We start from the raw sequence: 25,848 nt of genomic DNA on the forward strand, positions 1-25,848 counted from the left end.
CTACTTGGCCGAGACTTTTTTCCAGCGCTCATTGGTGTAGTTGAACACCGTTTCCAGCGTCTCGCACACCATAAGGTACCCGTTCTCCAAATCGCGGAGATGCCGGTCCAGGTCTTCAAGCTCGATTTTGCCGTGAAGGGCCTGGTGCCGCTGCCATAGATCATCCTGCATTTCCGAGTTCATATAGTGAATCTCCGTGTTTCTGCGCTTTCTCAGCACGGCCATGGCTTCCTTATGCCTTTCTTTAATGGCGACCAGCCGGTTGCCGAGGTCGGGATGCACCTTTAAATATCGGAACTGCCGCAGCACCGTGAAATAGGAAAAATGCGCCTTCACCTTGGACGTTTTCAGGTCATACAGCTCGTTCAGCACCGTTCCCAGCTTGTCCAAAGTGGAAAACACGCGAATAAATCCGTCTTTATAAAAGAAAACATATCGCGCGTAGTCGCTCCGTTCGGCGGGATCCATGTCCTCCACAAAGTTATGCCGTACTTTGCGGCGGAAAAAACCGGCCGCGTGCAAGCACTGCTCCAGCTCATCCAGAGAAGAGATCAGCCCCAGCGTCCAGATTTCCAGCTTCCGAAAGTCATGCGTCGGATCTTTGGAAAGCTCCGTCTGTTTTTGCAGCAGCTTCGTCGTCTGCAGCATGGCGTTCATCGTATTGGCGAGCAATCCCTCATTTTCCCTTGGTGGTTCGCCCAGCAAGCTTCGCAGCATTCATAATCCCCCGCTTCTATCGTTGTTCCCGAGCATGTCCAGAGAAAACATGAGGTTCTCTTGACCTGTAGATTATATCTTTTCCCTCCCCCGCAACCGTTCATCCCAAGCGGAAGATGAATTACGGGGCATTCCGGTGGACTGTTGAGGCCGAGCCCAAATCGTTGTTCGGATCCCCGGCTTCCCTGGTCTTTCGGCTGCCGGCCAGTTGCCACGTTCGGACGCTCATATAGCTGAGCACCCCGAAAAGCGCGGCCAAAACGAGGATATGGGCCAGCGAAGTGAACAAATAGACCTCGTAATTGGTCAACGTAAACACGATGCTTGCCCCGGTCAGCACCTGCACCACGACCAGCACGGCCGCCGCAATGCCGAGCGAACGCATTTCCCTGTTGCCGGGATGCTTCCAGAAGGCGATATGGCCCAGCGCGGCGACCATCACCAGCAGCACGGCCGCGGCCACCCGGTGAATGAAGGCGATTCCAACACCGCCCGAGAGCTCGGGAATCAACGCGCCGTTACAGAGGGGCCAACCCGAGCAGCCCCCGGCCGAATCGGTATGGCTGACATAGGCGCCGATATACACCACGATATACGTGTAGGCGGTGGTGAACCACGTAAAATTGCGGAACCGCCGCGACACGGTATAGTTTGGCGCCGATTTTCCCTGCTTCTCCCGCGTTTCGTCCTCGCGGATCCCCAGCACGAGCATCACGGAGCTGGCGAACGCGATCAGCGAAAAGCCGAAATGCAGGGCCATCACGGGCGAAGAGGTCGGATAAATTACCGCCATCGCTCCCATAAACGCCTGCACCATAACAAAGACGAGCGCGAGGAAGGCGTAAAACTGCAAATCCCGCCGCTGTTTACGGTAAAGCCAGAAAGCCACGAATGCGGCTACGGACAAGAGACCCGCCGCCCCGCTCACCGCGCGGTGCGAGTATTCGATCAGCGAAGCGATCGTATGGGCCGGGACAAACTTACCGTGACATAAAGGCCATTCGTTGCCGCAGCCCAGCCCCGATTCCGTCTTGGTCACGACGCTTCCGCCCAGGGTGGCCAGAAACATCACCAGGCAGGAGATGTAGCTGAGCCATTTCAATTGTTTCGTATTCAAGGCTTCTCACCCGCTAGATCGTATTGGAGTTAAACACAAGCGAACACACTTTAGACTTCCGTGTACAAATCATACCCATTATACCCGAAAGGGCGGGTGGAATCATAGAGGTCTGTTACAGATTGTTCACCAAACAAGCAAACCCCCGGTTATTTTCCCGGGGGTTTGTGATATTCCGCATTTCATTTAAGTCGCTTATTCTTCTTTTCGTTCCGCCGTATCGTTCAGGGTACGGTAGACATCGATCGCCTTGTTCAGGAAATCTTCGATTTCTTCCCGCGATTTGCGCAGCTTGTTGACGAAGCGGACCAATTCCCGACCGTCCGCGTAGGCCACGAAGCTGGGAATGCCCAGAATGTTCTGTTCCTGACTGACATCTCCCACCTTGTCCACATCGACTTCGATCAAAGTCAAACGGTCCTTGTACTTCTCCTCCACGTCCGGCATAAACGGATCGATAAACTTGCAATCCCCGCACCAGTCGGCTTTAAATACCGCCACGACCAGATTTCTCGATTGAATGCTCACCTGAAATTCGGCAGCACTTTGCACCTGTTTCATGCTTCTTCCCTCCTGGTTCAATTCAAAATGGATTTTTCGCGTTCTATGTAAAGTCAACCAAAAGCGCGAGTGGAAGTCAAATTTCATGGCCATACTGGAAACAGAGCTTTTTTAAGGTACGTGAACAAGAAAGCGAGGAGTCCCATGAAGCAACTGCCTGGAGACCCGGACAGACCGTTCAAGGCCCCGGGGATCATGGAGTTTATCCGCCGGCTGCCGTCGGCGATCGGCGAGGCGGTCAAAGGCAAAGCGGCCGGGATTGCCGACTCCAGCCGGATGCGGGAAGAGCGGATTCCGCTCGGCTGGAACGAAATCGCGGCCCGGACCGTCGCCGGGGAGATCGAGGAGCTGCTGCGCCGCGGACCGGCCGACCGGGCCGGGCAGGAGAGCGAATGGAGCGAAGCGGACCGGGCGCTCGCGGAGGAGATCGCTCAGGAGACCGGACGGGCCGGCATCAGCAATATCACCCGCACCGAAGCTTACCTTGCCTGCTATCAGGCCTATCCGGAGCTGCATTGGGCGTTTCTCGCCCATATGGTATCCCGGAATGCCGGCTGGAATATGACGGATTTGCGAGGGCGTGCGGCCGATCTGTTGGACGAGCAGCGGAAGCGGTCCTATTACCGTTTCTTGGAGCGGAGCAATGCGTTGATTTTTCAGGATGCCTATCCGCAGCTCCTGCTCTATATGAAAAGCCGGGAGCTGGGGGCCAGCCATTTTCACCTGCTTCCTTATTTTCATGTATCCCGGTTTATGCGGCCGTTCTGGGAACGGTTCTGGATCGACCGGGGGAGCGCGCTCTTGACGGTCGGTCTGATTGTCAACGAGCAGAATTACATTGAGAAACGGGTCATCCGCCATCCGTTCTACCGCAAGCATGTCACCGGGCAGCCGGCCTTCCATGTGAACAGTCTGGCCGGGTTGAACCAGGTCGTCTTCCCGCTCCTGGAAGAAGACGACGGGGAGGGCCGCCGGGAGATGGGAGCGGAAGCGGTGCGCCGGCTGGCCGGGCGCGTCGTGTCCGACTTCAGCGGCCTCGCGGACCGCATCGCGTTAGGCAAAAGCCTGTACGCGATGCTGATGGGCCTGCGCGCCGTGCGCCGCGGCGCGGAGCGCTTCGCCGCGCGCGTGCCGCACAGCGGCTCGCGCGCGGACTATTGGCCGGAATGCTTCACGGCCAATAGAGAAGAAGCGCTGACCTCCGCGGCGCAGGGGTCAGCGCTTCTGGCCGGCGGGGCGCTGCCGCCCGGCCGGCGTCTTTACAGCCCCAAGCTGCTCGACGCTTGGGGCGACACGCCCTATGAGCCAATTTCCCGTGAGGATTGGCTCAGGGACACGAGCGCGCTGAACGCCATCAGCGCGCCGCAGCCGCCGTTTCTGTGCGACATCAGTCGCGAACATCGCGGCGGCATTCTCAAGGTCGCCCTCGCGCATGACGCGGCGGGCGACCCGAACGAAAGGCCGCACTAGCCAAACGGCTGTGCGGCCCCCCGCCCCCGCCCGTCCGCGGATGCTTAGTCCGCGGACCCGGCGCGCCCTTGGCGCTGCAGCCGCATCAGCGGCGACAGCAGCTTGCGCAGCGGGCCGGGATAGCTGGACAGCTCGTCCCGGCGGACCACCCGCAGCAGCACCAGCATGACCGGATACAGCGCCACTACGGCGAGACCGACGATCGCGCAGGTCAGGAAGAAGGCCACCCGGTCGGGCAGGATCGAAACCATTTGTATGCCGGCCTGGTTCAGCCCGTAGCCGACGGCCGCCAGCACGACCAGGGTCGGCAGGAAGCCCGTCCAGCGGCTGCCCATAATGGAGAACGGCACGATCTTCTTCATCGCCCGGACATTCAAGAGCGTAATCAGGAAGAAGCCGAGTCCCGTGGCAAGGATGATGCCGTAAATACCCCAGAATGGAGCCAGCGCATAGCTGGCGGCGAGTTTTACGGCAATCCCGATCATGACATGAACCATCGACAGGTTCGCTTTGCTGATGCCGAGCAGAATCGAGTTACTGGTCATCATCGTAATCTGGAAGATGGTCATCAATGTCAGCAGCGCCACGATGCTGCTGCCGTCCCGCGTACTGAACAGCAGGCCGTTGACGGAATAAGCGGCGGTGCTGAGGGCCAGGATAATCGGCATCCCCGTCAGGATAGACACGCGCATCGCCAGCGTCACCTGTCTTTTCAAGTGCTCGCTGTCTCCGCGGGCATACGCCGCCGAGATGATCGGCACAAGGGACTGGCTCAGCGCGATGGCCAGGATCGGCGGAATGCCCGCGATCATTTGCGCCCGCGCGCTGAGGATGGCGAGAACATTCGTCGCTTCTTCCGCACCCAGTTGACCGTTCAGCAAAGGCTTAAGAATCGAGGTGTCGATAAAGTTCACGGCCGGCACGGCCAGCGCCGTCAGTACGATCGGAATCGACAGCTTGAAAATCTCTTTGTAGATCCGGGACAGCGGCAGCCGATTCTCCCGCGCTTCCTTGGAAACGAGGCGTTCCGCGCGGTCGCTCTTCCGCACCTTCGCGTTGAAATAGATCATGACGATCAGGGCGGCAACTCCGCCGAGAACCGCGCCAAACGTCGCGCCGGCGGCGATTTTCTCCCCGGAAAAGCCCCAATGGTAGAACAAGAACGCCAGAAGAATCCCTGTGATGACGCGGACGATCTGCTCGATAACCTGGGATACCCCGCCCGCGATCATAATGTTGCGGCCCTGCAAATAACCCCGGATAATCGCGATCAGCGGGAAAAGCAGGAGCGCCGGCGCCAAGGCGCGAATCGCCACGGCCGATTCCGGCAATTTCGTCAAGGCGGCATAATAAGGTGCCATCACATACAGTAGAGTAAACATCACTACACCGGCAAATGCGGCGAAAATCAGGGCCGCCTGATAGACCCGGCCGGCTTCTTCGGGACGGTCCAGCGCATGGCGTTCGGACACCATTTTACTGAGGGTGCTGGGAATGCCCGCCGTCGCCAGGGTAAGCAGCATAAAGTAAGCCGTGTTAGCCTGACCATAAACGGCATTCCCGACATCGCCCAGAATATGCTCCAGCGGAACGCGCTGAAACAGCCCGAGCAGCCTGGCGATCAGGGCGGCCCCGGCCAGAATCAGCGTGCCTTTTATAAAAGACTCTTTCTTCGACAACCAAAACGCCTTCTTTCTAGAACGAAATGACCCAGATAAAGAAAATGATGATCATGGCCAATTGGAGCACGATTTTGACGACGATGCTGCTGAACAGGCCGACGACGGAGCCCACCCCGACTTTAAAAGCCTGCTTGGGCGACTCCCCTCTGATCAGCTCCCCGATCATGGCGCCCAGCAAAGGCCCCAGAATCAGCCCGAACGCGGGAATCAGAAACGGGCCGACGATAATGCCGATCGTGCTAAGCCAGACGGAAAGCTTGCTGCCGCCGAACTTTTTGACGCCCCAGGCCCCGACCGCATAGTCCGCGATCAGCAGCGCCACGACGATCAGGGTTTGGATGGTCCAGAACAGCCAGCCGAACGGCTCGAACGAGAAGAACCACCCGTAGACGAAAAAAGCAAAGTATACGGCGAGGACCCCCGGCAATACGGGATACACCGCCCCGGCCATGCCGATGACAAACAGGGCGATGACCAAAATCCAACCGAGCACAGCCATCCTTTACGCTCACTCCTCCGTCAAAATATAGTCGCGGATAATCCAGGCGATGCCATCGTCATTATTCGAAGCGGTGACGACGTCCGCGTTCTCCTTGACCGCAAGCTGCGCGTTGCCCATCGCTACGCCGAGCCCGGCCGCCTGAATGGCCGCCAGGTCGTTCAGGCTGTCGCCGATCGCCACGGTCTCCGACATCTCCAGTCCCAGCAGATCGCATACGATCCGAATGCCGGTGGCTTTATTCACTCCGGCCGGATTGATCTCCAAATTGTACGGGGAGGAGTTGGTAATTTCCAATCCGCCCAGGTCCTGCAACCGCACGATAATGTCGTGGCGAATCGCGTCGTCTTCCGTATGGTACCCGAATTTCATCCACTGGTTGAGATCCAGCAGCGCCGGGTCCCAATTTTTCTCGTTATAGCTGCCTTCCACGGCATAAGCCCAGAACCACACGCCATACTCCACCGCGATCGCGTGCATGTTGGCGATCAGCGCTTTATCTAGCAGCTCCCGACGATATAATTCGGTCGGCGATTTCCAGACTTCGCTCCCGTTCACCGTGATCATCGGCGTATTGAGACCCAACTGCTTGCCGAACGGCGCGGCTTCGTCGTAACCTCTCCCCGTGGAGAAACAAACATGAACCCCGGCTTCCGCCGCACGATGAATCCATTTTTCCGTCTCCGGCGAAATTTGGTGGTTATCGTTCAACAGCGTTCCGTCCATATCCAGCGCCAGCAATTTATACTTCAACTTCAACAGTACTCCTCCATTCCGCTTTTACGACTCTGTTCTTTTTATTTATCGGTTCTCATAGCATAACGCCATTTTATCACAAACGGCAGGACCCAACAAAGACGGTAGCGCGGCGGAAGGGTGGTATTGGCACATTCGCGGCGTTGGTGGCGTTGGTGGCGTTGGTGGCATCCGTGGCATTGGCCGCATCCGTGGCATCCGTGGCATTCGCTACATTCGCGGCATTGGCGCATCCGTGGCATTAAGACATTTGGTGCATACTGACGAATCAGGCAATAAGCAGCTGTAGGGGCGTGATTTTGTCGAAAAAGACGACTTTCCGCGAATTAACGGACGTATGGGACTTTATTTTACGAAGCTGACGTTAGAATAGCGGCCCGAACTACACTAGGGGTTGCATTAAACCTGACACCATCCCGCCGATCCGCGATCTCGCTTGCCCCCCGTTATAATAACGGCCTTTTGGGCCGTTATTTCGCCCCGATTTGCGTTTTCGGGGAAAATAGCGGCCAAAAAGGGCCTTATTTCACTGATACGGGTCCCAAAATCAGGTTTCGGACCGATTTTTCCTAAAATAAGGCCTCAAATGACCGCTATTTCTCACCGAAGGGACAAATTCGACAAAATAGCGCCGCAAATGGCCCTTATCCACCCGCCCGGCTTCAAAGGGAGGCGATTACGGCGGGAGGGAAATGAAATGGGTATAATAAAGACAACAACCATGTAGAAAAGGAAGTTTGTTAACGATGACGCATGACGTATTTGATCAAATTTTCGCCATCATGGAGGCTTCTTTTCCGGAAAGCGAACGAAGAACCTATGCCGGGCAAAAGAACTTGCTGGCCGATCCGCATTACCGCCTCATCACGGAAAGGACTGAACAAAACCGAATCATCGCCTTCATGGCCGTCTGGGAGTTCTCGTCGTTTCGCTTTGTGGAGCATATCGCCGTGGATTCGGCCATCCGGGGAGGCGGCCTGGGTCGAAAATTAATGGAGGCCTATATCGGAGAGTCTCCCAAACCGATCCTGCTGGAAGTGGAGCCGCCCGACACGGAGCTGGCGCAGCGGAGAATCGGCTTTTACGAGCGGTTGGGCTTTTGCCTCAATCCGTTTGAATACGTACAGCCCCCGCTTCAGGAGGGGCAACCCGATTTGCCGCTTCAAATCATGAGCTACCCGGAACCGCTCACAGAGGCGGCGTTTAGTTTGTATAAAGAAGTCCTATATGAAAAGGTTTATAAACTGGCGAAGCGGGCGTAAAGCCCACGGCTATCAAGGTGACGAGCGCGCGTACTTTCAACATTCCCGCACTATCCAACACTTCCAACTCCAAAAAGATGCAAATCTACAGGTATTTTTGACCGATTTAGGAGCGTATGCGAAAAAAGATGCAAATCTGCAGGTATTTCTAGCGATTTCCGAGATATGAGCCTATTTCGTCGAAAATTCCTGCAGATTTGCAGGAATTTTGAAATTTCCGTTCCGGGCAGGAAAAAAACCTGCAGATTTGCAGGAATTCTAAGTAGGGGGGGATTTCCTTACTTCCTAAAGCCCGCAAGTTCCTCTTCCCAGAATCCCCCCTCTATTAAACACGCTTGATCCACTTGACGAAGACGATCGCAAACCCAATCCAGGCTTTCTTTAGGGGCATTTTTGTCAAGGTAGGCGCCCCTTCCGTTGATGGTATTTACTTTATTGATAAATTCCACGTACACCAATAACGATTCCGCGAGCTGCGGAATGGAGCTGTTCATAAATACCCTCGCATTCTCATTATCCCCATCTATAAAAACAACCTCGCCATTGGATTCATCGATACACACCGGGGAGCCGCTCCCCGTAAATCCCAGATAGATGTACCGCTCGTAAGCCTCGTCCAATTGGTCATTATATTGTGTTAACCGGACTCCCCCTCCCTCGGCCGATGACTCGAACGTGAGAAACGGCGGAGCCGATTCGGGCAAACCGGCTTGAAGCAGAAAATTCCGGGTCTCCTCAGGTAAAATGAACGGCTGCAAACTAGATTCGTCATATTGAACCAACCCGTAAATCTCACTGTTCCACTTGTCCAAAAACGCTTGCGGTGAAATCATCCGTCTCTCTCCATTCCTAAATTAAATTCATTGCCCCGTCCAATCACAGTCTAAAAGCCATGATCAAATTCGATCTCATAAAGATCTACCCAATTTACATGAGGAGGCGCTTCCTTTTCCCGGGCAAAATAAAGCAATATCTCGTAAGCCTCGGCTCTCCCGACATAACAACAGCTGGGGATTCGCATCGGCTCCCCGCCCACCCGGTGCTCCACAACCTCAAAGTCGCCGCATTCACGATAAGGGACCAGGTAATCGGGATGACGCAGGATCAGAAAGCCAAACGGTTCATCGTAAAAAAAGATCATACGTTCATCCATTCCATCGATTTCAAGACACGAATCCCCGCTTCCCCGCAACCAGTAGTCGGGTGATGAGCGCAGGATGATCTCTTTTAAGAATTCATCATCGGGGTTTACCGTCCGTTCATCGATAGGCCCATGATAGATTACCAAGCTCATTCCGTCACCTCCCAACAGGTGTGATAGGATCCGCGACAAAGTTCGTATTTTTTGCGCCTAAGAAGTAGTATACTAAATTTCCCAATAAGGAGCGTACGAATGATGAAAAAGTTGCGGGCGGTTTTATGCTTGCTGGCAAAGCGGACTGGGACCCGAAGACGAAAACCGTAAGCGTAACGAATACCTCCTCCAAGGACTTCGACAGGGTCAAATTAACTCCGATTGAAGGAGAGAAGCGTATAGACTAGAGGGACATCCTTTTATTTCAACCCGCCATGTCGATGGAACGAGGCAGGTTTTAATTTGCGCCAAATTTGATAAAGGCTAAGGAGGGTTATGGAAAGCTTGCTTGACATTAACAGAAGGGGATGTTATTTTTTATGTAAAGTTAACTTTCCATTGAAAATGTTCTAGAGGTGATCGCCCTGAAAAACAAACTGGAAGAAATACGTAAACAGCGTGGAATTAAGCAGGAAGAACTCGCTGAAGCGCTCAGGGTATCGCGGCAGACGATCGGCTCGCTGGAAAACGGGAGGTACAATCCGTCGATCATGCTGGCCTTCAAAATCGCCCGTTACTTTGGAATGAGCATAGAGGAGATCTTCATTTACGAGGAGGAGTCATCATGAAAAGAAACACACCGATATATATAGCCGCCCTGATCGCAGGCATTTGCTGCATTGCGGCCAGCTTCTTTTTCAAAAGTGAGGAAGTGAAAACCGTCTCCGGGGTACTGCTCGGGGTTGGGGCCGGGTTGTTCGGGATGGGCGTAGCTCAGCTCTATATGAAACGGTTTGAATTTAAACACCCCGAACATGCGAAGCAGACGGAAATCGAACTCAAAGACGAGCGGAACACGATGATACGCTATCGGGCCAAAGCAAAAGCCGGCGACATCACCCAATGGCTCATTATGGGCATTGCTTACTTGTCGATCATCATTTCGGCCCCTTTATGGGTCACGTTGGCGATTGTCGCCGTTTTTCTGGCCCATACCGTCATCGGGCTTTATTATATGAACAAGTATCAGAACGAAATGTGAGCCGTAAGGCACGACACCTGACTTATGCCGAGTAAAGAGCGGGAACGGAACCACCGGAAACTGAAGAAGCCCCGCACCGGCACTATGGTACGGGACTTCCTCCACAAGCGGATTTATGCGAGTCCGATCGCTTAGCGATCCTTCCAGCGCTGCACGGTAGCCGTAACCGATTCTCCACCGCCGGCGGTGGTCTTCGTGCGGTTGCCGATGTCGCTGCCGTTACTGTTCGCTTCGACGGAAGCCCAGCTTCCGCGTGTGAACTTGTACGAAATCGTCGTGCCCGCCGCCAAATCAAGCTTGATCGTATAGGTTCCATCCGCTTGGCGAGTGAGCTGGTAGGCCGGGTCCGCCGGATTCCACCCGTTGAAATCCCCTGCGATATATACCGTATCGCTTTCCGTGGTGTCGGATGGGACATTGACGGTAAAGGTCAGGCCGTCCGTCTGCGGCTCGCCTTCGGCAATATTGCCGTTCACCAACGTCCAAGTGCCCGTGGAGAAACGATAATTGTTGCCGCTATTGTTGTCCCAGGTTCCGCTGCCGTTATTGAAGGCGGCCGTTATTCCGGTTGACGTTCCCACGGGCAGACTGACCGTATAGTAGCCGGGCTGGGCCGCCGGTGTCATCGCCACGCCCGGTAATGTCGTCCAATCGTTCTGTCCGTCTATTTTGAAGTGAATATAGGGGGTTGCGAACGAGGTTTTGTAATAGATCGTTACGGTACTCCCCTGCGGTGTCGTTACGGTGGCCGGATCGCTCGGCCCGGATACATTCCCCGCTGCATCCTTGGCCTTTACGGTATAGGCGTAAGTCGTATTCGGCTGCAAGTTCGTGTCCTGATAGGATGTTGTCGTTACTGTTGTCAATAAAACATCATCTCTATAAACCTCATACCCGGTTACCCCTACGTTATCCGTCGAGGCGGTCCAACTGATCTGAGCCCCCGTGGAGCCCACCAATGCGGCCGTTACATTTCCCGGAACAGTCGGGGCTTCCGTATCCGGAATTCCGCCAGGCGTCGTGATTGTCGCCGCATTGCTGAATGAAGAGGCATTTCCGGCCGCATCCTTTGCTTTGACCGTGTAGGTATACGTCGTATTGGGCTGCAATCCCGTATCGCTGTATGAGGTTCCCGTTACCGTCGCAATCTTGGCCCCATTCCGATAAACCTCATAGCCCGTAACCCCCACATTATCCGTCGAGGCGGTCCAAGTGACATCCGCTCCCGTAGTTCCGTTCAACACGGCCTTCACATTCCCCGGAACGGTCGGGGCTTCCGTATCCCCAGCCGTCTTCTTCACCGCGTAAATTTTATTGGAATTGCCGTTGACGGTGATGGTGATTTGCTTGCCGCTGACTCCTCCCGCCTGGACCGTGATCGTCTCCGAAGGATTCATCAGATTCGTTAATGTCGTTCCGACGGTCAGTGCGCTTTCCGCACGAAGCGGAATGGTCTGGGTCATCGAATTCCCCGAGTTGTTGAAGGCGGCGATGACTTCATCACCCGCATGGGCACCGGAATCGATCTTCCGCGAGAAGGCATAGAGGTTGGCAGCCGACCACATCTCCCTCTGTTTGCCGGTGCGGAGCGCCGGATAATCCTGACGAAGCTTATTCAGCTTGGCTACAAGCTGGTACGTGTCCGTATTCGGATTAAAATAATCGGTGATCACGTTTCCGTTGCCGTCGCGCTTCACCATAGACCAGCGGTTCCACGTATCGGCGATGCCGCCCGTGATGATGGCACCGTTGCCGTTGCCTTTGTTCTGCTCCGTGCCTTGGAATACGACCGGCACGCCGCGAACGGTGAATATAAAAGTCAACGCATTCTGCAGCTTCTGCACGTTTCCGCCGACTTCCGTCAAGAAACGGTTGCGGTCATGGTTATCGATGAAGGTAACCATATGATTCTCGTTTCCTTTGTACAGGTGATCCTGGGCCAACGTGGGCTTGAGGGTGGTGTCGAAGGACTGGCCGTAAGCAAAGCTGTTCAGGATCTGGAAGAACAGCGGGAAATCCAGCATCCCCCATTCGCCGTTGCTGCCTACCCACCGGGATACAAACTCCGCGTTACCGTCGAAATTTTCGCCAAAAGAGTTCACCCCGACATATTGCTCCAATTCGCGAATGACCGAAGGCTTGATCAGCTTCGCGGCATCCACGCGCATCCCGTCCGCTCCCGTATAGTCAAACCAGTCTTTTATCGACTTGAAAATGGCGTTCTTGGCGGCCGCATTATCGTGGTCGATATCGTCCAGGCCCGCCAGGTCATGATTTTCGATATAATCCTGAGCCCATTGCGTGTAGTTGCCGTCCACCAAGGACCAGTCGATATCGCCGTTGTGGTGATACCAGGAAGGGTTGTTGAAAGGCGCGGCCGGCTCCAGGCCGGGAATATCATAGTAATTGTTGGTTCCGTACATGTAGTCGCCGATATGATTGGGAACGACGTCGATAACGACTTTAATCCCGAGATCGTGGGCGCTGTCGACCAACTCCTTCAGCTTCTCCTTTGTGCCGAAATAAGGATTGGCCTTATTGGGGTCCTTCACGTTAAAACCATGATAGGCCGTATTCCGTCCCGTCCCGTTGTTGTCGCGGCTCGTCACCTGCGGCTCGGCCACGGGGGAAATCCAAATGGCGGTATAACCCATCCCCTTGATATAAGGCAGCTTGTCGATCACGCCCTGCCAGTCGCCGCCCTTCATGTAGCGGAAATCTTCTTCCGAGTTCTCCGCATAGCGAATCATCGCCCCGGTCGCATTATTGGACTTGTCGCCATCGTGAAAACGGTCGACCATAATTTGATAGATGGTGTCGTTCTCGTCAAAACCGAGTCTAGCGGCTTCGGCTTTCCCGGCAGGTCCCGCAATTCCCCAGAACAATGACGCCGTTAGGGCAAATGCCGCAATCAGGCTGATCCCTTTTCTCATCATCTTGAACTTCAACTACTATCCCTCCCAATTCGATCAGAATCGCTATCTTAGAATGAGGAAGCCCAATAAATCATTTTTCACACTAAAATGTTAACGCTTACAGTTTGATTCTATTCAACTCTTCCCTCCCCCCATAGGAATGAATATTGTCCTTTAAAATCAACGTTTCTCCTTGCAACCAAACTGGAGTCTCATGTATGATTGGCCTTTTTGTGTTTCCAATTGGAGGAACCGGTTTCCTAAAATAAAAATAGCATCTGTTCGTTTGGGGGTCAATCTAAATTTTCATATTTTTTCAATATTTTGAAAAATGATTTCTCCGGCAGGTGCGGTTTTCCGTTTCGGTCCTATTCCCGAGATAAAAATAAGCCCTTCGAACCACCCAGGCTCGTCGAGCTTCTTTTTTATCATAACGCGCTTCCGGGTTTTACGCTGGATTCTCTCACGATCAAGTGAGGCTCAATCCAAGTCTGGCGACTCTTCGCCGCCTCTTCCGGCGCCGTATCCTCATCTTGAATAAGTCCCATCAGCAGTTCGGCCGCTTTCGCGCCGAGTCCGAAAGTATCCGTGTGAAGGCTGGATAAAGGCGGGGAGGTGTAGGGCGCCAGTGGCTCGTTGTCAAAAGTGACCATGCCCACCTCATCGGGAACGGAAATTCCCCGATCCCTCAGGCATCGAAGAGCGCCATAAGCGACATAATTGTTCATACATAGGATCGCATCGGGAACAATGGGGAGCCTGAGCATCTTCTCCACCGCGGCGTAACCGCTCGCTTCGGTACTCCCTTCGGGAAAGCTCCATAAAGGATTGACGCCGCAGCCCCGCCGACGCAGCGCCTCGGAATAGCCGGCGAACCGCTGCGAGAATAAGTGCTCCTTCTTCCGGCCGCCGATGAAGGCGATGCGCCGGTAGCCCTGCGCAAGCAAATGCTCCGTTATTTTTACCGCGCCCAATCGGTTATCGATGTCTACACAAGGAAATTTGCGTTCCTCTCCCCAAGCCCCAAGCACCACAAAGGGGGAGTTTGCCTCGAGCAAATCGGATGCGGCGGTTTTCTCCAGGATTGAAGTATCGATAATCAGTCCGTCCGCCTTCTGGCTTAACGCGTACCGATGGAGAAAGTCCCGGCTGTCCTCTTGAGGCACGTTGCAGATCGTCAAATCGTATCCCTTGGAGCCGACTACGCTCTCGATCCCGCCGATAATGTTATAGAAAAATTGATTTAAGAAATCGTTCCGGCGCGAAAGATCGATCATCACCGCCACATTGTTGCATTTCCGTTTGGCCAAGCCGGTTGCCATGCTGCTGGGGATATAATTCATGTCCCTCATAATGGCCCGGATGCGTTCCTTCGTAGCTAGCGGGATGCTGGGCGAATCGTTCAGCACCTTGGAAACGGTCGATTTCGCTACGTTTGCGGCTTTGGCTATGTCGTTTATGGTTACTTTCACAGGTATGCATACCCCTTTGCCTTCATATTGAGGATAGAATCACTCAATCCGACATGATTTTGCGGTTCAGGCCCTTCGCTACTTCTAAATTAAAATAAAGAGGCTGCATATCGCAACCTCTTCTGAAAATTTTAATGAAGCACTTTTGCGCTAGCGAAAGATCAATACGGCAGCCTCGTCGTCCAACCATCCAATTCACGAATAAGCCTGACCCATCCATCTTCAAGATCAACGGGTACGAGATCGAGATACTTTTTACCGAACGCGTAGTCCATGAGAAAATGATCGAAGCTGCCGAAACATTCCTCCGGCCAGTCCACAGGTTCGTCCCCGTAGAACATGTATACCTTTCCATCGGTTTTGTTGATGACCAGAGGCTCGTACAGAATGTGTCCTATAAAGAGCCACGTTTCCGTTCCTCCGGCCAAGGTCTCCACATAAAACTGATTGCGGGAAAGCTCACGAACAGGAAAAAGAATGATCTCCCCAAAAGACGCCCCGTCACACTCCTGCAAAAATTGAGTATATTCCGCCAAGGCTCCGTTCTTGTCCTCCATCTCCGGCTGGGGATTCCCATCATGAATTTGGCCGATGAGGATGCTGTCCGGGTTAGAGGCGAGTTGTGTTTTTAACTTATTTATATTTCTTTTCAGGCTTTCATTCATCGTAGTCAGCCCCCCTCGTTCAATAACATTAACGGGAAAACCTCCCGGTAATTTATCGCGCTTGGCCCGTGGATATGATTTAGCTGGAAAAGCTCCAGCTATTTCGGGGGTCAACCGCCTATATTCGCAATTTCAGGCAAATTAACGGGGGATATTCCAGGTATTTCGTCTCTCCTGCTGCTTTGGCATCCTATTAGCGGGAGAAAATCCCGTTAATGGGCGGATGGGATCCGGACAAGGCAAAACGAAATCCATCCAATCGGGTACTCAGATAGATGTTATTCATAGTACTGAATGTACCGGGCTTCGAGCGGCAGCCATTCGTCGTCCTCGATCTCGACTTCCAGCAATTTAGGCTTATGCTCCAGCTTGGCGATGAACAGGGCGCAGAAATCGCCGCCGGTAGGATAAGAGAACAAGCCGTATCCTTTTGGAGAAATCAGCTTGTTGACTTCTTTGATCTTTTCCGGGACGTACTCGTATTCGAATTTTCCCAGTTCCTCGAGCTCCTCCTCGGATGCCAAATCAAGGTGGTGGGCAAATTCATAGTCCAGAATAAAATTCACAATCTCTTGATCCTCTTCCCCGCGATGGTCGAGATAAAGGAACTGCTTCGTTTGAAACCCGTAATCCACCAGATCGGTGTAGTCGTACAGGATATCCGGGTTGCTTAATAGCTCCTGATTCCCTTCAAAAATGAGCGGGATGATGGCTTGTAATGACATATGTATGTCCTCCTTGGAAAATGAATGTAGGATTTATAATTATGACGATTGAAACAGTTCCCCATGTTGGTTCGGAATATATTCGGGGTAATGCCGGCGATAAAAATTGTCGATCATACGCAGCATGGGGTCCCGCTCCGGGTAAGGCTCGGGACTGGCAAACTCCATTTTGGCTTCCGGGGTATTCATTAAAAAATCGTCACCCTGCGCAGGAACCGGCAGGCCTCGTTTGGTTCTGACATGTCTGAGGAATAAAATTTCATAAGGATAGAAGCCGTATCGATAATCGCCAAATTCGTGGAACTCCCCGATCTCGGAAGCCTGTATCGAGTGGAATAATGCCATGCCGTTGATTAACGGCGCTATCTCTGCCGGGTCAGACGACAACCACCGATCCAGTGCCTGCCGGTACACCTCCAGATCATCCGGGATCGAGTCATGCGGCAGCCCCGCTTCTTTCAACTGTTGCCTCACAGCGAGATGTACGTTCCGGTCGGTTCCCGCGACGGTCTTGTTCCTGTACTGTAAGTACAACTCCAGCAAAAACCAGACGTGTTTGTTCTCCTCGTTAACGTCCAATATGTTGCTGCCCAAGCGGTTTACTATGAAATCAAAGAGAATATCTTCTTCCTTCGCCCACCCAAACATCGCAAAATGAATTAAAGCTACGATAACGCCACGAAAATTGTAATTCTTTATCATTTTGGGATACCTGACTTTATAAAGATCCTGTGCCATACACTGATAGAAGACGACCACCTGCATCTGCTTGAGGCCGTCCAGCCGGTTTCCTCCAGTAATCAGCACGTCGCTTTTCCATTGGGATAAGTAATAGGAGGCGATGGAATTCAAATCAATCAGTAAAATATGATCTTTTTCCGTTTGGTTCGAATCGACGATTTCAATCACTTCTTTATGATTCTCTTGATATCGTCTTTGAACTGTCTCAAACTTAATTCCATCCCCGAAGTTTTTGCTGTATCTTCTGAACGACATATCGAGCTTCTTGGGGTTGAGCATGTTATTAACCATTAAAGTATTCCTCCTCCGTGACCATCATGCCAATAATCAGGGAATCCATCCAGTACAATCCGCTCCAATTCTACTAGATTCTGCAAAACCCGTTCAGAACCCGTCGGAGCTTTGAGAGACTAAAACTACAGATCAACCCCAACCCGATACTCCATCCGCAAATCAGCCGTACTTTTTCTAAACACATCGATGAGCTTCAGGGCATTTTCGGTAGGAGCATATTTGAATTTCAGCTCAAAAATAAATCCGTCAACGGACTTCGCATCCGGGTATACCGCGTAAACCTGCCCGCTTTCAATAAATGAGAGATATGCATTCATTTTGTCCTGCAGCAGGGTTAGATGCTGAAGCTCGTCGCTCCAATCCAGGTGATCCGCCAGCAGTAACGCTATTTTATTCTCCGTGTTGCTCTTACCGATCCCATCTACTTGGTTCTTGTCCAAGATCGACATATGTAGTCTCCTTTTCCTAATCCGGATCTGATAGTTTTAACAGTTCCCCCAGATTGCTTAATTCTCTCAATTTAGTTATTCTATTAACTCCCCAACAACACCTTAACAAACCCCTTAGAAATATTAAAAACTCAATATTTCTAAGGTTCGCTCCGAAAATCTATTCACGCTACCTCCTTCAAGGTGCCTTCCAACCCCCCTTCCAACTCCAAAAAGATGCAAATCTGCAGGTATTTAAGCCGATTTCCGAGGGAATGTGAAAAAAGATGCAAATCTGCAAGTATTTCTAGCGATTTTAGAGAAAGGGGGCGGTTTCGTCAAAAATTCCTGCAGAATCGCAGGGATTTACATTTTTTCGTTCCAAACAAGAAAAAAACATGCAAATATGCAGGAATTCTATGTTATGAAGGCTGTCTGATGGAGCACTACCCCGATATCTCGCTCCTGACCGCTATTCTCCCAGTGCCAAAATGCTCCCGAAAAAAGCGGGGATCAAATAAGCGTCCGGGAGAACTTGTATAGGTATGTACTGATTTAGCGGAGCGGGCCCGATTCGTTCTGCTGCTATTCATAAAGTCGTAAGGAATCGTTTCATCGAGGTTAAAGGTTAAGGTGATTCGTGGCCTGCTCTCGGCTACAATCCTGATCGAGGCGTAGCAATCCTCCAGGAAAGATAGCCTCCCCCCGGAGATACATACCACATCTCCTTTCCGCAGGGTGTATGGCCAGCTATGGTACCGCCGACGCCCCGTATGAAAGCCGCCTTCAACCATTTCGAAATCAGCCCCCTTCACGCCTTCGATCCGCACGTGGATGGTTCCAAATACAAACAGCGAATCCTCCTCCGAACGAACCCCGAGACGCTCCAGTTGATCTTTAACATCAAAAATATTTATTACGGTGTTCATTAGTTCAAATTCATAAGACCCGCTTATATCCCTGGGAAAATTCAGAAAAATCACCGGCGAAAATTCTCCGTCATTCGCTACAATTCCATCGAACTCTTCGTGGCTTATATCCAGCGTAATGATCATAAGCTTTCTCCCGTCTCCATCTCTATCATTTCGATGAACTTCCAAATATCTCATGCATTTTCCTTACAAAATGACCGCAGATCCTCAGCGGAAATATAGTTCTGTATCGTTACTTCATTTAGAATTTGAATATGTTCCATGCTATCTCTCCAGTTCAAGGGACTTCTTCCGGTTTTCTGAACAGACAAAGCGTCTCCAGGGCTTCATAAATACTGTCTCCGAATTTGTATAAGGAAGCTCCATTCTTTCCAAATACCTTGCCTGATTTCGAGATGAGCAAAATAAAATGACCGCGGTATGCCTCTCCAACGACAATAAGCGGCTCTTTCACACGCTCCTCAAATTCCGCGAAGTCTTCTTTTTCGTAATAATCCCCTACAGTCTCTTCAGGACTAAAATGAAAGGCTTCCCAACTCCCATCCGGATGCGCAAACTTAACCTCCCTCCCGCCAAATAGGCTTAATGTCTCAAGCACAGCATCGAATACTTCATAACCCATTGCTTCCAAAAATTTCACGGTCGGAGTTATATCGATACTAGTGTCTGGATTCCAGCCTGACTGGTGAAGCATCTCTTTGGTTTTGATCGATATATTATCCATAAAGTCACTCTTAAAAGCTTCCTGTCGCTTGCTCATCTTGCCTCCTGAAATAAGAGAATTTCAAATCTGTTAAATAAGATATAATAAACTTATGTACATATAGCCGCTGAATCTATTTAAAATACAAAAAGGTGATTTCAATGAAACCAAAAACCATACATCCCTGGGAACTAAATGAAGAAGAAGCTGTTTCCCTACAGCGGGAACTGGCCAAAAAGGTCATCCAACAGGATCAATCCCACGATATAACCTATGTGGCTGGTGTGGATGTAGCGTATTCGAAACAAAGCGATGTGTTGATTGCCGCCGTAGTTATTTTGGAGGCGGCTTCACTAAAGCTTGTGGAATCCGTAACCGTGGAAGATCGGGTCCATTTCCCTTATATTCCCGGACTGTTTTCCTTCAGGGAACTGCCCCCGGTCATAAAGGCGTTCGAGCAGATCAAGATCCAGCCCGACCTGGTCATCTGCGACGGTCAAGGCATCGCGCATCCCCGCCGATTTGGTCTGGCGAGTCATTTAGGTGTTCTTTTGGATATTCCGACGATCGGCTGCGGAAAAACGAGATTACTCGGAACCTATGATGAACCCGGGGATTCTCGCGGGAGCCATTCCCCTCTCATCGACAACGATGAGGTTGTCGGCCATGTCCTAAGAACGCAGGACCATATTAAGCCTATATTTGTTTCTATTGGGCACAAAATCTCGTTGAATGCCGCGTCAGCATGGATCTTGAAACTTTCGCCGCAATACCGTCTGCCCGAAACAACCCGTCAAGCGGATCACCTTGTAAAAATCGCCCTAAGCAGGCTTAATCCTTCCTAGGGACGGAGCCTGCCAGCAGGCTGCTGTTTATTTTTTCTTAGTCAGGAGATAGCTCTGTTTAATCATCTCGTGTATTTCTTCTTCCGGGACGCTGCCGTCCAGAATAATGGAATTCCAATGGTCCTTATTCAGATGAAAAGCCGGAACCACCGAAGGGTAGGCCTGACGCCAGAACTCCAAGGCACCCGGTTCACATTTTACATTGACCCAAATATGGCCGTCCTTTTCAAAGATCCACGCAAACACTTTATTCGTTTTCATGTGCCGCACTACGGTCCAATTTTTATCGCGAAAAGGAGTATCTTCATAGGCAGTTCCCAAACTCAAACAATAATCAATGGCTTCTCGTCTAGTTTTCAAGCAAAGTCCCACCTCCTATCCCCTTTCTTAAAACATTCCCCACGGCATAAACCCATGCCCGCTTATCAAGTGATCCCAAGCTTCCATAGCGGAGTCGCCCAACTTCCCGGTACTGCAGTACACCTTTCCGCTCTCCGAAACAAACAGCAACAAGTTATCGCTGTCGATCATCCCCACAGGAACTAATTTCTCTCCCGCATATTGTTCCTCCGATTTGAAACTACCGTGTCTATAATAGTCCGTGAACCGGATACTTGTATTATGCGTTTCTTCGTTTACCGTATCCTCGATCACCAAATCGCCGAATTCTCTCATGAAATCCTCGACCGTCGGAAAAACAACATAACCCCGTTGTTCGAGATCTTCTTTTATTTCGGTTATATCGATTTTCCTTCCTGCATACCATCCGGAGTCTCTTAGTATTTTCAGTGTTTCTTTGGTCGGTATATCCCCAGTCTTCATGTATCGGTCCCCTTAACGTGCTCCATCCTTTGTTATGCTTTCGATTTGAAACCCATCGCTATCCGACCTCACCCGGTACAGCTCATCAAAGCCTTCCTGATAAGAAGGGGGCTGAAGCTTTTTCAAGGTACTCCGGATTCCCACCTCCGCCACCTTTTCCTTCCCCTGCCTCCGCTCGTTTCGCTCCACAGACAACTCATAATTAGGTTCAAAATAATAGCCCACGATCTTGAATTTATACTTTTGCGCCAATTCGATATACTTTTTCCGGTCCTCCATGGTCGGATTCGTGTTATCCACGACAAACGGGAGACTGGTTCGCAGCGAGGCCTCCAGAAACACGCCCTCCCGATGCCTGGACCTCAACATGTCGAGGTTGATTCTCATATGGGTTTTAAAGAACTTTTCCTTGTAAAAGGTGGATTTCCCGGAAGCCTGGATTCCGATAAAAATAACGCATTCCATCACTATTCATCCTTCGCCAAATAGACGTATTGGTTGATGTACTCCCGATCCTGGCTAAAAATCGGCGTATCGAGATCCACTTCCCACCTGCTGCGCACCGCTTCTCCCTTTTGGTACGATTGCTTTGTAATGCATGCTCCCCGCTTTTGCCAGACGGGCAGGTCGTTCCAGTTGATGCCTTTCTCCAGGAACAGCTTGTCCTGAAGTTTTTTCCCGTCCAGCCCTTGCAATTCCTCATGCGGAAAATGGGCCTGAGCCACCATCGAAATGCTGTTTTTGGTCGCGTCCTGCTGTCTCCAGAGAAAATAGTTCGCCACTTCATCATGGGGCAGCACCCAAGCCCGGCTGTCAAAGGTAGCCAGCGGTTTGTCCGGGTAAGCTGGTTTAATCACCTCATTGAACTTGGCGGTAGCCATGGAGGCTGAAACGGAGACGATCTTTTGCAAATTATTTTCGAACCAGGACTGTGTGGTCAGCTTATCGTAATTGGTCAACAGGATGGAAATTTCGTCGCTTTGGTGGTAAACCAGCTTGCAGCCCATGATGTTCTGGGCCAGATATTTGCACGTCTCCCAAAACGCTTGAATTAATAACTCGTCAAACGGCTTCTTCATTTCCCGGGTAAAGGTGTGAAAATGAGAACCGTCGATCCGAATGATCACCGGGAGCCGCTGGGGCAGCGTTTGCCGGAAAATATTTTCGTACCCCTTCATGCGATTGCCAAAGTCGTCTTTTTTCATAATGTCCGCCTTACTCTCCTTAATTCAATTTACTCCTACCGGCTTCCCGCAAACAACATGGCGGCGAACCGATTGTCCGTCGTTAATTCCCCTCAGTAGATTCGCAAAGCTCCAATACGTCCGTAAACACCGCATCACCTAACGTCAACCTTCTGTTAAACGGCCTAAGCTCACTTAGTTTATCTCATTCATAAACCGTGTCATAAAAATCATACAGATAGCTCAGTTCGGTGTAACCATGCGCGGACATCATCTTGTGTATTTGGTTGGATCCTTGAATGAGTTCCAGCGATTCGGGCGTACCTGTCATTTCGTATGTACCTTCAATAAGGTGATGCCTGAGCGAATAACTACAATCCATAATGTAGACCGGCAGCAGCTTCGAAACTTTTAGACTGATTTGCTCTTGTAAGTAAAAACCCTCTCCACCTCTACGCGGCTTCAAAAACAGATGGATATCGAACGAAGGATACATTCGGTTTCTTAATTCCACGTTCTTAAACGGCTCCAGACAGTAGAGCTTCTCCGGTACTTTTGCTTCCTCCGCGCACTTTTCCATGTACCAATCATCCAACTCTCTGTGGATCAGTAAACGCTCGAAAAAATCCCCAACATCCGGATGTTCCTCGATAAAAAGCTTTCCATGCTCCATGTTCCCAACTTCCTAACTCAAAAGATAGAAATGCTAACTCATAAATCGACCGCTAAATCGACGCTGCCATGAGCAGTGCTTAAAACAAAAGATGTTCCTCTAAAAATTGGTACCAATCGTCATCTTTGGAACCCATCGTGCTTACACTCTCGCCGGATTCGACAAATTTCCGTCCGATCTCCGCGTAAGACTCCCCCAAAAAATATCGCAGTATAAAGTGACGGAAGTCCCCATAGTTCTCCAGGACATAGGATTGATCCAACGGGCCTCCGAATAAACAAGCTACATGACCATCGCCTTTGTTAAGGAACAGGGGGTACTTATCAATTTTCCCTATGCAAATCCACTCACCGATACCCCCTTGCATTTCCTCCGCATAAAACTGGAGATCGCCGACTTTTCGCTGTCCAAAAATCGTGATGACGCCTCCGTTCAATATCTCATAACGATTTGTAATTACATAGTAATCTTTCAAAACACTATTTTCGAGGTTGGCAACTTGCTCCTCAGTAGGAGCTCTAACCATCTCGGCAAAAGTTAAACTAAGCGGATCTTCACTTAAGATCTCTAAGATGTTGTCGATTGTGTTGATGATCGATTCGAGCATGTCTGTCTCTTCACCTTTCTGTTGGATTAATAAGGCCTTTACTACAGTTCCAACCGTATTTTTTCGTATTTAATATGTATTCTCTTACCGGTACAAAAAACGATTCGTTAAATTCCAAACTCACCTTGGCCTGCGTAGCTACAGACAAATCGCATCTCCCCCTAACCATTGGTAAAAGTATCAAAAATTTCTTTATAGATTCCGATTATATTATAGAGACAGCTCTAACAACCTAAATATTGGAAAACCAGAAAGGTGGAATGATATGTATTCCAAGTTAATAACCTCACTCGTACTGTTTGCCCTTTTGGCAGGCTGCAGTTCTTCTCCGGCTTTGACCCGCAACCGTGACTCATCCGATCTGGCTGCGACCGGGAAATCTACGGCTTCTGCAGCTACGGAACAAAAGATTTCGATCACAAAGGGGAAATATGTAACTGCCCCGGGAACCTCCTTAAGTTTTACTCTTCCAACGGATTTCCAACCTGCGAGCGGTTTTGCAGGTTATGAGAGTCTGAAGCACCAAGCCAGTATCCTGATCCTTGAACTTCCCGTACCCGATGGATCGCAGGCTATCTCCCATCTAGACGAAATGTACACCGCCGACCTGCTAAAAAACAAAGGTTTAGAGCTAGTTTCAAAAGAAACCTTAACGACTTCCCATCAAAACCAGGCTCTCCTCCTCAAATGCAGTGTCGCTAAGGACGGGATCACTTATACCCAATGGATTTATCTCTTGGAAGGTAAAGGGCAAAAAATGGGGCAAATTCAGGTAAGCGCTCCGGAAAAACAATTCAAACTCATTGAGGAGCAAATCACGGATATGCTCTCCACCTTCCAATGGGAAAGTAAATCCTTGGAATCGGAAACTTACTATGCACTCGATTTACCGACGGATTGGAAACTTGCGAAACAATTTGGTGTTATGGAACTGTACAGTAAAGGCGGCATGTTTCCCATCCCCGAAGGTGAGTCCTCCCTCGGCGTGACGAACCTGCAACAAACCGTTCCCGCCAAAAAGAGACAGGCGTACATAGAAAAGATGAATTTGAAACGAAATTACTATACCGACCTGGAAGTCATCGATTCCAAGGATGTTGAAATCCATGGATACCCCGCTAATATCTCCTATGTTTCCGGGATCGAAACAGAGACATCAAAGCCGGTGGTCAAGCAGTATTGTTACATATTTCTGGATCAAACCGTTATTTTTATTGAAGCCGATCAAACGAAAGACCTTGACGAATCGGAATTTGAAAAGATTGCGACCTCCTGGAAATTAAAATAATTCACAAGGCTCATTCCCTTTCCTCATTCATGTGGAATGAGCCTCTCATGGGAACAAGGCTCACTCCATTACCGCCAATACTTCATCACCTGGCTTTATCTTCGTAAAATCCTCGGAATCATAAATAATAAGTCCAATATTTATACCTCCCCAGATCGAGGTGGAGATATCCATTTTTTTCACTTTAAATATCAACTCTTCAGTGGCGGTTCTTACTATAATATACTTATCGACAAGATAAGGTATTTTTAAATGGTTTAAGGTAATCTCCGGACCCAATCCCCCTGAGATCAGAGAACCCAGTTTTGTATCCATGATAGCCATCCCGACCCGCATGATGTGTTTATATGCCGGAGGCTTAGAGCGGATGTATACCACCGACCCTAATGGTATATCTGAGGGGGTTATTGATGTACCGAGACAGATGCCCACCCTTTTTTTATCAGTCGGTGAATTAGAAACCTGAACCGAAACCACTTTCAATTCTAACCCCGTATGGTCCGGTGTCTGAAGAATGATCAAGTCGCCAATCCCATTTATCGATGCCGGAACAGGGTGGTTTCCGACTATAATAGTTCCGTATTCATTGGATTCAAACACATCATCGACATCCATTAACTTTTGCATTCCTTACCTTCCTTCCACTTGCTTTTCGTGTTACATGAACAAAGAAGGAACATTCAAAATTTGGAGGTTGCTAAATGAAAAATCTCAAGTTACCTTTTTCACTAGCCCTCATTTTGATTGTACTTGTGTGTGGTCTCGTTGGTTTATTTGCAAAGGGTCGTGACGTTTCTAACAGCACCAATTATACCAAAAATGGGGAAATTGAACTTAAAAAAAGCGACTTCAGCAAAGTTTTTGAGGGTGACGTGCCTGTTTACTTGGGGGACGGATTGTGGGTTGAAGAACTCTCCTATGAGGAATTAATTCACCAGATTGCTGCAAATCGGAATGAATCTACAGAGAAGATCAGGAACATTTTTAGCAAAAGTGGATCATCCGGAGCAGTTGATGAGATTTTTTATGTTCATTTTTATCAGCCATTTGAAGTTGGAAATACCGGTTATCTACTGGGTCATAAATGGCGACTTTTATGATAATGGTACTACCCAAACATCTTTTAGTGGGGCGGTTGGAATGGACGATGACGC

General features: G+C 50.5%; 30 protein-coding genes. 7 read left to right on the top strand and 23 right to left on the bottom strand.

Annotation, left to right across the window (positions count from 1 at the left end; translation table 11 throughout):
* From LBW89_RS18135 to LBW89_RS18145, 3 genes are all read right to left on the bottom strand, one after another.
* On the bottom strand, window positions 1–717 hold the full coding sequence (locus LBW89_RS18135) for a Cthe_2314 family HEPN domain-containing protein (protein WP_148456796.1): 717 nt from the start codon (window positions 715–717) through the stop codon (window positions 1–3).
* 121 nt (window positions 718–838) lie between these two features.
* Window positions 839–1,834 (bottom strand): COX15/CtaA family protein, encoded by a 996-nt coding sequence (locus tag LBW89_RS18140; RefSeq protein ID WP_225039793.1) that lies wholly within the window; start codon window positions 1,832–1,834, stop codon window positions 839–841.
* Window positions 1,835–2,029: 195 nt separating this feature from the next.
* Window positions 2,030–2,395 carry a thioredoxin family protein gene (locus tag LBW89_RS18145; RefSeq protein WP_148456792.1) on the bottom strand — a complete coding sequence of 122 codons (366 nt, stop codon included), beginning with the start codon at window positions 2,393–2,395 and terminating at the stop codon, window positions 2,030–2,032.
* A gap of 144 nt (window positions 2,396–2,539) precedes the next feature.
* Here LBW89_RS18145 and LBW89_RS18150 point away from each other — a divergent pair, with 144 nt between their 5' ends.
* A complete protein-coding gene (locus LBW89_RS18150; protein WP_225039794.1) occupies window positions 2,540–3,865 on the top strand; it encodes a DUF2515 family protein in 1,326 nt (441 codons plus the stop codon).
* A 44-nt stretch (window positions 3,866–3,909) separates the two neighbouring features.
* Here the strand turns inward: LBW89_RS18150 and LBW89_RS18155 are convergent, their stop codons facing one another.
* From LBW89_RS18155 to LBW89_RS18165, 3 genes are read right to left on the bottom strand one after another with little or no spacing between them, the layout of a single operon-like run.
* Window positions 3,910–5,544, bottom strand: a complete 1,635-nt coding sequence (locus LBW89_RS18155; protein WP_148456787.1) for a polysaccharide biosynthesis protein — start codon at window positions 5,542–5,544, stop codon at window positions 3,910–3,912.
* 16 nt (window positions 5,545–5,560) lie between these two features.
* Window positions 5,561–6,046 carry a DUF456 domain-containing protein gene (locus tag LBW89_RS18160; RefSeq protein ID WP_148456785.1) on the bottom strand — a complete coding sequence of 162 codons (486 nt, stop codon included), beginning with the start codon at window positions 6,044–6,046 and terminating at the stop codon, window positions 5,561–5,563.
* Window positions 6,047–6,055: 9 nt separating this feature from the next.
* Window positions 6,056–6,799 (bottom strand): Cof-type HAD-IIB family hydrolase, encoded by a 744-nt coding sequence (locus LBW89_RS18165; protein WP_225039823.1) that lies wholly within the window; start codon window positions 6,797–6,799, stop codon window positions 6,056–6,058.
* Window positions 6,800–7,548: 749 nt separating this feature from the next.
* Here LBW89_RS18165 and LBW89_RS18170 point away from each other — a divergent pair.
* On the top strand, window positions 7,549–8,064 hold the full coding sequence (locus tag LBW89_RS18170; protein ID WP_148456781.1) for a GNAT family N-acetyltransferase: 516 nt from the start codon (window positions 7,549–7,551) through the stop codon (window positions 8,062–8,064).
* 278 nt (window positions 8,065–8,342) lie between these two features.
* On the opposite strand, the gene LBW89_RS18175 is transcribed toward LBW89_RS18170, so the two are convergent.
* Window positions 8,343–8,897, bottom strand: a complete 555-nt coding sequence (locus LBW89_RS18175) for an SUKH-4 family immunity protein (RefSeq protein WP_148456779.1) — start codon at window positions 8,895–8,897, stop codon at window positions 8,343–8,345.
* Window positions 8,898–8,947: 50 nt separating this feature from the next.
* Window positions 8,948–9,358, bottom strand: a complete 411-nt coding sequence (locus LBW89_RS18180) for a hypothetical protein (protein WP_225039796.1) — start codon at window positions 9,356–9,358, stop codon at window positions 8,948–8,950.
* Between the two features lie 425 nt (window positions 9,359–9,783).
* Between LBW89_RS18180 and LBW89_RS18185 the strand changes: the two genes are divergently transcribed.
* Both LBW89_RS18185 and LBW89_RS18190 read left to right on the top strand, forming a co-directional pair.
* Window positions 9,784–9,987, top strand: coding sequence for a helix-turn-helix transcriptional regulator (locus LBW89_RS18185; RefSeq protein ID WP_148457388.1), 204 nt, complete (start codon window positions 9,784–9,786; stop codon window positions 9,985–9,987).
* Window positions 9,984–10,400: a hypothetical protein gene (locus LBW89_RS18190; RefSeq protein ID WP_148456777.1), complete on the top strand. Its 417-nt coding sequence runs from the start codon at window positions 9,984–9,986 to the stop codon at window positions 10,398–10,400. The genes LBW89_RS18185 and LBW89_RS18190 overlap by 4 nt, the downstream gene beginning before the upstream one ends.
* Window positions 10,401–10,531: 131 nt before the next feature.
* Here LBW89_RS18190 and LBW89_RS18195 read toward each other — a convergent pair whose 3' ends face one another.
* From LBW89_RS18195 to LBW89_RS18230, 8 genes are all read right to left on the bottom strand, one after another.
* Complete coding sequence (locus LBW89_RS18195) at window positions 10,532–13,348, bottom strand: alpha-amylase family glycosyl hydrolase (protein ID WP_225039798.1); 2,817 nt, start codon at window positions 13,346–13,348, stop codon at window positions 10,532–10,534.
* A 395-nt stretch (window positions 13,349–13,743) separates the two neighbouring features.
* A complete protein-coding gene (locus tag LBW89_RS18200) occupies window positions 13,744–14,787 on the bottom strand; it encodes a LacI family DNA-binding transcriptional regulator (protein ID WP_148456775.1) in 1,044 nt (347 codons plus the stop codon).
* A 161-nt stretch (window positions 14,788–14,948) separates the two neighbouring features.
* A complete protein-coding gene (locus tag LBW89_RS18205; protein ID WP_148456773.1) occupies window positions 14,949–15,452 on the bottom strand; it encodes a hypothetical protein in 504 nt (167 codons plus the stop codon).
* Window positions 15,453–15,730: 278 nt separating this feature from the next.
* Window positions 15,731–16,177, bottom strand: a complete 447-nt coding sequence (locus LBW89_RS18210) for a hypothetical protein (RefSeq protein ID WP_148456771.1) — start codon at window positions 16,175–16,177, stop codon at window positions 15,731–15,733.
* Window positions 16,178–16,216: 39 nt separating this feature from the next.
* On the bottom strand, window positions 16,217–17,197 hold the full coding sequence (locus tag LBW89_RS18215; RefSeq protein ID WP_148457384.1) for a hypothetical protein: 981 nt from the start codon (window positions 17,195–17,197) through the stop codon (window positions 16,217–16,219).
* A gap of 137 nt (window positions 17,198–17,334) precedes the next feature.
* Window positions 17,335–17,661, bottom strand: coding sequence for a DUF6572 domain-containing protein (locus tag LBW89_RS18220; RefSeq protein WP_148456769.1), 327 nt, complete (start codon window positions 17,659–17,661; stop codon window positions 17,335–17,337).
* Window positions 17,662–18,086: 425 nt separating this feature from the next.
* Entirely contained in the window at window positions 18,087–18,695 is a 609-nt protein-coding gene (locus tag LBW89_RS18225) for a hypothetical protein (protein WP_148456766.1), read from the bottom strand.
* 154 nt (window positions 18,696–18,849) lie between these two features.
* Window positions 18,850–19,332 carry an SUKH-3 domain-containing protein gene (locus tag LBW89_RS18230; RefSeq protein ID WP_148456764.1) on the bottom strand — a complete coding sequence of 161 codons (483 nt, stop codon included), beginning with the start codon at window positions 19,330–19,332 and terminating at the stop codon, window positions 18,850–18,852.
* Between the two features lie 104 nt (window positions 19,333–19,436).
* Here LBW89_RS18230 and nfi point away from each other — a divergent pair, with 104 nt between their 5' ends.
* Window positions 19,437–20,120 carry a deoxyribonuclease V gene (gene nfi / locus LBW89_RS18235; protein WP_148456762.1) on the top strand — a complete coding sequence of 228 codons (684 nt, stop codon included), beginning with the start codon at window positions 19,437–19,439 and terminating at the stop codon, window positions 20,118–20,120.
* Between the two features lie 27 nt (window positions 20,121–20,147).
* Here nfi and LBW89_RS18240 read toward each other — a convergent pair whose 3' ends face one another.
* The 6 genes from LBW89_RS18240 to LBW89_RS18265 all read right to left on the bottom strand — a co-directional run bounded on the left by LBW89_RS18240 (window position 20,148) and on the right by LBW89_RS18265 (window position 23,406).
* Window positions 20,148–20,480 carry an MmcQ/YjbR family DNA-binding protein gene (locus LBW89_RS18240; protein WP_148456760.1) on the bottom strand — a complete coding sequence of 111 codons (333 nt, stop codon included), beginning with the start codon at window positions 20,478–20,480 and terminating at the stop codon, window positions 20,148–20,150.
* Between the two features lie 27 nt (window positions 20,481–20,507).
* A complete protein-coding gene (locus tag LBW89_RS18245; protein ID WP_148456758.1) occupies window positions 20,508–20,942 on the bottom strand; it encodes an SUKH-3 domain-containing protein in 435 nt (144 codons plus the stop codon).
* Window positions 20,943–20,954: 12 nt separating this feature from the next.
* The gene (locus LBW89_RS18250) at window positions 20,955–21,407 is read right to left on the bottom strand and encodes an ATP-binding protein (RefSeq protein ID WP_148456756.1); all 453 of its coding nucleotides are present in this window, start codon (window positions 21,405–21,407) and stop codon (window positions 20,955–20,957) included.
* A gap of 2 nt (window positions 21,408–21,409) precedes the next feature.
* On the bottom strand, window positions 21,410–22,147 hold the full coding sequence (locus LBW89_RS18255; protein ID WP_148456754.1) for a tRNA(His) guanylyltransferase Thg1 family protein: 738 nt from the start codon (window positions 22,145–22,147) through the stop codon (window positions 21,410–21,412).
* A 184-nt stretch (window positions 22,148–22,331) separates the two neighbouring features.
* Window positions 22,332–22,799, bottom strand: a complete 468-nt coding sequence (locus LBW89_RS18260) for a hypothetical protein (RefSeq protein ID WP_318249409.1) — start codon at window positions 22,797–22,799, stop codon at window positions 22,332–22,334.
* Between the two features lie 79 nt (window positions 22,800–22,878).
* Window positions 22,879–23,406, bottom strand: a complete 528-nt coding sequence (locus tag LBW89_RS18265) for a hypothetical protein (RefSeq protein WP_148456752.1) — start codon at window positions 23,404–23,406, stop codon at window positions 22,879–22,881.
* Between the two features lie 265 nt (window positions 23,407–23,671).
* Here LBW89_RS18265 and LBW89_RS18270 point away from each other — a divergent pair, with 265 nt between their 5' ends.
* Window positions 23,672–24,694: a hypothetical protein gene (locus LBW89_RS18270; RefSeq protein ID WP_148456750.1), complete on the top strand. Its 1,023-nt coding sequence runs from the start codon at window positions 23,672–23,674 to the stop codon at window positions 24,692–24,694.
* A gap of 60 nt (window positions 24,695–24,754) precedes the next feature.
* Here LBW89_RS18270 and LBW89_RS18275 read toward each other — a convergent pair whose 3' ends face one another.
* Window positions 24,755–25,321, bottom strand: a complete 567-nt coding sequence (locus tag LBW89_RS18275) for a hypothetical protein (protein ID WP_148456748.1) — start codon at window positions 25,319–25,321, stop codon at window positions 24,755–24,757.
* A gap of 74 nt (window positions 25,322–25,395) precedes the next feature.
* Between LBW89_RS18275 and LBW89_RS18280 the strand changes: the two genes are divergently transcribed.
* Window positions 25,396–25,794, top strand: coding sequence for a hypothetical protein (locus tag LBW89_RS18280; RefSeq protein ID WP_148456746.1), 399 nt, complete (start codon window positions 25,396–25,398; stop codon window positions 25,792–25,794).
* The last annotated feature ends 54 nt before the right edge of the window (window positions 25,795–25,848 follow it).

The sequence above is a fragment of the Paenibacillus sp. alder61 genome, from assembly GCF_020179875.1.
Taxonomy (GTDB): Bacteria; Bacillota; Bacilli; order Paenibacillales; family Paenibacillaceae; genus Fontibacillus; species Fontibacillus faecis.